General features: G+C 38.3%; 2 protein-coding genes. Both read right to left on the bottom strand.

The genetic code is table 11. The features are described 5' to 3' along the window. Window positions 1–18: 18 nt before the first annotated feature. Window positions 19–5,616 carry an RHS repeat domain-containing protein gene (locus tag WH37_RS31770; protein ID WP_046234676.1) on the bottom strand — a complete coding sequence of 1,866 codons (5,598 nt, stop codon included), beginning with the start codon at window positions 5,614–5,616 and terminating at the stop codon, window positions 19–21. Window positions 5,617–5,631: 15 nt separating this feature from the next. After that, on the bottom strand, window positions 5,632–7,185 hold a 1,554-nt coding region (locus WH37_RS31775), incomplete at its 5' end, for a carbohydrate binding domain-containing protein (RefSeq protein ID WP_231594452.1).

Here is a 7,185-nt window from a genome sequence, read left to right on the forward strand (position 1 = left end):
ATAATACATCTTCACTTGTTAAGCATACATTGCATCTGGAGCTAAATTATCAAACGAATATATTCCATCTGATGTCCAAACTTGAACTGTATAACTATAACTAAGATTATTTTTCTGAAAATATTCTCTCAATCTAAAATCCAATAGATAAATATCATTAGTTGTATAACTAATATTATTAGCAGATAAGTCATAAATCACCATATCAGCTCCCTGACTGACAATACCATAGACTATTGGACCAATCGCTGATGACACCTTCATTTTTCCATCTGGAGAATTAGATGTCTTTAACTCTACTTTCAGTTTTCCGTTAAGCAAGAAATCATAAGTTGGTGTAGATAATGTTGGATTAAGATATACATTATTTCCCATTAATCTGAGTCTATCCACAACAAACTTCTCATCATCTTCAAGTTTTTTCTCTTGTTTTTTATTTGCGGAGGTTAGCTTCCCTATGATGCTAGGGGAATCATAGCTTGATTGTTTTATTCCTATACCTTTTAAAAATTCTTCCCTTGTAATATCATGATCATCAAAATACTGGTGATAGTACCGACCCTCATAAGAACCATATTGACCAATTCTTAGTCCTTCAAGATAGGTATCAACAGGACTTTTTATTTTAACATTTCCACTTGAATCAGTATAAATTAATGGATTATTTTCTACATAGGAATAGCGATTCAAACTCAGAGGATTTTTAATATCTCCTTCATAACTATCTTTAGATATAAACCTACCTATACTTGGATCATAATATCTAGCTCTAAGATAGTACAAACTACTTTCATCATCATAGTATTCTCCAGAATACTTAAACGGATTTGTCATATTTTCCGTTTTTGATAATAAGTTCCCCCAAATATCGTAATCATAAGTATTTATAGTTTGTCCGCTACCATCTGTGATTTTAACAACATCTCCGTGCCCGTTATACGAATAATAACCTTTTTTATTTGCTACATAATCCTGTCGGAAGATCAGCTTACTTCCCCAAATATTTCTAGCTTCTACATTACCCTTATCATCGATTTCCTCAATAATATGACCATTCAAATAAACATACCGTGTGATTTTACCGTTAACATTTTTAGTAGCACGTAGTCCATCACCATAATAAGAATAGACTGCCTTTGTACCGTCAGAAGAGGAATACGTTTTGAGTTTGTTTAACGAATTATAAGTATAACTAGTCGTCTCCTCTAACATATCAGGTGAACTTCCACTTACTGTGGAACGATTACCCCGATCATCATACGTATACGCACGTTGGCCTTCTGCTGTATTTTCCTCTTTAATGCGATTGAGCGCATCATAACTAAATGCTTGAGTTGAACCATTTCGATTTATATTTATTATGTTGCTGAAACCATCATATACAAATGTCTCATTCCAGTTTGATACGTTCCCTGTCGAAGTTTGATTGTATGACTTCAATTCTCCAAAAGCATTTGTTTTTCTTTGCTGCGTTACACCATTTGGATAGGTCAATATATTCGTATGCTCATTTTGACCTACCGTATAGTTATATCCTACGGTCCCCATATTCGGAGTCGTTACGGTCAGCAAACGATCCAAAACATCATACGTATACGATACCTTTTGATTATCCGGATAATTTAAAGCCGTCATTCGGTCAAACGCATCATACTCTAATTCATATTTCCTTCCTGCAACTGTTTGGCTACTAAGGCGCTTCCGTGAATCATATTGATAATCTAACGTTTCTCCTTCTATGGTCGTTGTGGAAGTTAGAAGACGGGTTATTGCATCATAACTATATTGCTCCCAATAGGTTTCTATCCCAGCCGTATCTTTTACTGATAATCGGCTTACCTCATCATATGGCGTGTACGAATATTGATGCTTTTGCATCATTTCGTCAGTACGTGTATCCAACAATCCCGTATTCGTATACTGGAAGCTTTCTTTTTTCCCTTCTGCATTCGTCTTCGTCAATTGCCAACCGACTTCGTTATATTCGCTTTGCTTTTGCAGCTTATCATTGGTATACGTAGCAATCAGTTGACCCCTGCTATTATACACATAACGATTAACCTGATTGTTGTTATCTTTCAAATAAATCAAATTACCTGCGGTATCATAACCATACTGTGTCGTTTGCGTAACACCATCTGCAATGACTCGTGTCTGCGATAAGGCTCCAAGCGGAGTGTATGTGTTTAACACCGTTCTCGTCTTTGCTCCAGCTTTCTCCACTTGCTTTATCACTCTACCTAAACGATCCTGATAATTCCAGGTTTCTTTCCCATCTCGGCCTACCACTTTTGTAGTGTTTTGCAGGTAATAAGCAGAGCCATCCTCCTTAGTCATTACGTTAGAGTAATAATAATCTGTCGCTTGCCCTATAGGGTCCGTTACTCTACTGATCAGACCATTTTGACCATAAGCATATTTTACTTCTTTATCTACAGAGCCGTATGGCAATGTGCTCTTCAATAGTTTTCCTGTCAAATTCGTTTTATTCAATACAAGTACACGCGATGCATTCCCTACTATTTGTTCCTGCTTTTCTATATCACCATAAGGCGTGTAATACGTATTAACTTTTTCCCCATCAGGCTTCGTCTGTAAAACTAGACGCTGTGCGTCATCATACGTGTAATTCGTCGTTCGAACGGCACCAGGATTTGCAGCAGACGGTGTATAGCTTTCCGAAGCCATCCGGCCGCTTGGATCATAGCTATACGTTACTGTACTCCCATCAGGAAAGGTCTGTTTTTTAAGCTGATCCTTATTGTCATATTCATAAAGAACAACTAGCGGTGTTGGTGTCTTCCCCTTACCTAAAGTGACATTCGTCGTTTCTTTAATAACATGTAAATTACTTGCATCATATTGCATATCCACAATCGCTTCTGTCGGTTGTTGATCATATTGACTACCCGAGCTCGTCGTGCGAATACGAGTAGGCTGCTTGGAACTATTATAATTCAAATAGTCTGTAACCGTTTGATCCTGACGGACAACCGATGGCGTAGCCGGATCGCGATAGCTACCAAGCTGCGTTGTGCGAAGGGGCGTGCCATCCGCGTTATACGTATAAGTTATTTCTGACTTCGTTAAACCATCTGCTGCTGTTTGTTTCTGTGAACTTATTTGATGGTAGGGGCCGCCATAGGCCATCTCCATTTTGTTCCCATAAGGGTCCTCCTGATAGATCACATATCCAAAAGCATCATATTCCGTGCGATAAAGCGATGCGTATTTATCCAAATTGGCTGGCAATGTACGATCATTACCCGATGACAAGAACTTATGTATGTCTGACTTATTATCATTGCCAAAGACTTTAGTTAAATACGGTTTGTTTTTTCCTGGGTCATATTGATATGCTTGATTTTCCTGGAAAGAGATACCATAATCGTTCCCTTCCTCCTTGAATTTTAAAAAGTTATAGAAACCAAGTTGCCCTTTACTCTCATTTACAGGTACGAAAGAACCTTTTCCTGATGGTCGGTAAACAGTAGTACTACCTTCTCTATATTCTCCTAAATCCAGAGAAATAGTCACTGCAAATTCAGGGCGACGGAACTCGTTACTATTTTTCAATCGGAAATTTTCTACAATGCCACCCGTTTTAGGTGTCGTCCATATTTCCTGTGCATAACTTGAAAATATAGCCACATCCTGTGTAAGAAACTTTTTTTCTCCAGCTTTATTGGTATAGCTATAATACACATTCGTTACCGGGTGATACCCAATATAGGTGAGGTTCCATGGATCGAGATACAATCGCATTGTCCCTCTGTCCTGTTCTCTTTTATAACCATTCACCTCTAAAAACCAATCCCATTTATAAGGGCGGTATTTAAAATTGGTTTCTAAACCACTATAATCTGTGACTTTGTCCAACAGGAGATAATTGATCTCACCATGAACTTTATTATCCCTTTGGATGATTTCATTGGATTCTGCTCCATTTAAAAAATCCAGAACAGGTTTACCATTTTCCATATAATACATATAATCATCTTCAAAGTTAAAATCTGCTCGAGTTGTGAGACTCGGGGTCTGATAAGTGTAGGTTTTCAACGTTTTGTTCGCTAGAACATCAACCACACTCGTAAGTTTACTAAAAAAAACACTTCTTGGATTCTCATCATTTCGATATTCTTCAGTAGTTCCGAAAACATAAGTCCTAACTTGCATAACAGGATTATCTGTCTCCATATTATATTTAATTTTGTGCGTCAGATTACCTTGTGGATCAGTTACAGTAAAACCCTGGATACCGTATGGAGGCGCACCTAATGGACCATCCGTCTGAATTTTCCTTCCGATAGAGTCTGTAATGATGATTCTATTGGCATGTTGTTGATAATCATAGGTTATTTGATCGCCAAGACGATTACTTTTAGATAAAATTTGCCCATCCCTGTTGAACGTATACGTGATTTTATCATCCAGTACTAAGCTATATCCTGTTCCGTTGTAGAAATAGGTAACATTATTATATGGATGATTGTAAGGTGTTTTATCATTACCTCTAAACTCATATGATGATCCATCATCTAAATCAAAGGTAATCGTATCTGTTGTAGAATAAGTAGCACGATTATAGAAGTTGATATTGGTACTCGTTAATGTCGAGGCAATCGTAGCACTAATCGTTCCCTCTGTCATTTTAGGAATATTGAGTGACCAACCCGTTGCAATAAAACCCAGATCGTCTCCATAACCATAATCATAATAGCTTGGGTAAGGAAAATTGCCCATACAATCCGGTAAGCCCGTTTGAAAAGCCGCATTATCTGGATGACATACTGGATTAGAAAGATCTCCATCTAAACTAGGTTGCATGATTTTAGCGTTCAACGAACTGTAACTACGAACCAAACTGAAATCCAGCCCGTTTCTTCCAGGCAAATATAAATCAACATCTTTTTGATTAGCTGTTTTATAAATCGGGTCTACATTGGAGTCAGTATTGGCTTTATATTGGAATTCACTATTTTTTTCTGTAAAACGAAAGCTATTACCTGTACTCGACGTTGATACTCTACCACTCTTCTTTGCTTGACTACTGTAAGTAGAAGCCGTCACACTTTCATATTGATCCACAATGGCTTCCAATTTTGGGTTTCCGTTTGCTTCAATAAATGGGACTTCTACTTCAACGTTCTGTTGAGCAAGCACTTCCTCATAATTATGATCATAATCATATTGCTGCATCGTAAGTGGAGTTAATTCCCTTAATAGCACTTGCTGTGCTTCTGTAAGTTTATTAATTAAAACCGGAAGCTCTTCTGCAGTCAAATCTAATACTTCAAAAAGCTGCTCTGTTTCTAGCAGAGGTGTTAGCTCTGTATAGAAATATACCGCCAGTTTCTTCATATCAAGCGTATACTGCTGGGTGATAATCTCTACTTGCTCCTCTGAAAAAACACCCCATTTTTTCTCATAAACAGACTCGTCGACAGTCAATTCTCCATCTACTAACGGATTCGTTCCGGGGACGTATACGGATTCTTCTACAGTAACGGCTGTTTCATTGGCTTCCAATTTAGCATAAGCAATGGAATTCCCCATGTCTGAGAAAATGGATAATAATAAACTAATGACTAACAGATAACTTATGACCTTCTTCAAGTTGACCGCTCTCCTCTATTTATCTAGTAAAATAATAAAATCATCGATATAAAAGCTGCTCGTTGCGTTGTTGCTTTCTACGTATAAGGACAGATTTTTTGCTGCAAGATCGCTATATTTATAAGTTCCGCCAATAATGACCCAATCACCATCTGTTACCGTTCCTGCACTAACATTTTCATAGAAATGCGTGCCGTTCGGTGATTCGCGATGAATTGTAAACAATAAATCTGATGGAGAAGTACCTGAAACCAACTTTACCGCCGCCTTGATTTGATATTTAGTATCTGGTTTAATCAGACTAGTTAGATCAAGGAGCGGACCTTGCCACTGAGCGGTTCGATTGGTTACCTTCATGCTTCTAAATCCACTTTTTGCGGTATCTCCTGAGATTTGAAGCGTTACTCCTTCTCCTTGAGCCGTCCAGCCTTGTAACGTTTCATCTTCAAAATCATGACTTATGACAGGCGGGGCTTCTACATATTTCTCTACTTTGAATTCATCTAAATAAAAGCTTGCAGTCGCATTAGGGCTTTCCATATATATAATTAAATTCGCGATTGAACCAGTAAACGTATATTTCCCTTCAAAAACAACCCATCCCTCTGTTGTCACGTGACTTGCACTGATATTATCGTAGTGAGAAGCACCACTCCCGTCTCCCCTATTCATTGTAAGCAAAATATCAGAAGAGGTTGTTCCTTGAGGCAGTAGGAGCTTTCCCGAAATCGAATAGGTCACACCAGGCTTCATATAACTGGATAAATCAAGAGCCGGTCCTTGCCAGTTCGCGTTACGATTTGTTATTTTCAGGCTGCGGCTCCCCTCGCTTGCAGCCTCATTTGTATTCGTTACCAACACTCCATCTCCCTGAGGGAACCAGCCTTGTACAGTTCCATCCTCAAAATTATGGATAAGCGGTGCCGGACCATCCGTGTAAGCTTCTAAGCTGAGATTATCAATAAAGAAGGAAGCGTTAGGACTAGCACTCTCCATGTATAAATACATACTCGTTGCCGGTTCATTTAATTGGTAAATGCCTTCAAGCGTGGCCCAACCTCCAGAAGTAACCATTTTGGTACTAATATTATCGTAGTAGCTGTTACCATCAGGCATTGTTCGATGAATGGTCATCATCACTTGTGATGCTACTGCACCTTGTGGAAGACGTACAAATGCTTTAATTTGATAACTCTTTTGTGCCACTATATTATTTTTCACATTAAGAATGGGGCCGTGCCATGTAGCAGTTCGATTGGAAACTTTCAAACTTTTGTTTCCCCCATGCGCTGCCTCTAAGGAAGTATTGAGTATTACTCCTTCCCCTTGCGGTAGCCAGCCTTGCACATTGTCACCTTCAAAATCAAAGTACAAATTACCAGATGGAATAATAGGTGGTACAGTCGTATCATCTATTCCTGATTTAATAAAGGTCTTGGATAATGTATTGCCATTAGCATCATATTTAAAAGTGTATGAGCCTTTTTTTGTATCCAATTTAGGGTCTGTCAACAATTTTGTGTAAACTCTATTGAAGCAAAAGTTAACGCAGGTGCTGACTGATCCGTT

The organism is Paenibacillus algorifonticola, assembly GCF_000971975.1.
GTDB classification, from domain to species: Bacteria; Bacillota; Bacilli; order Paenibacillales; family Paenibacillaceae; genus Pristimantibacillus; species Pristimantibacillus algorifonticola.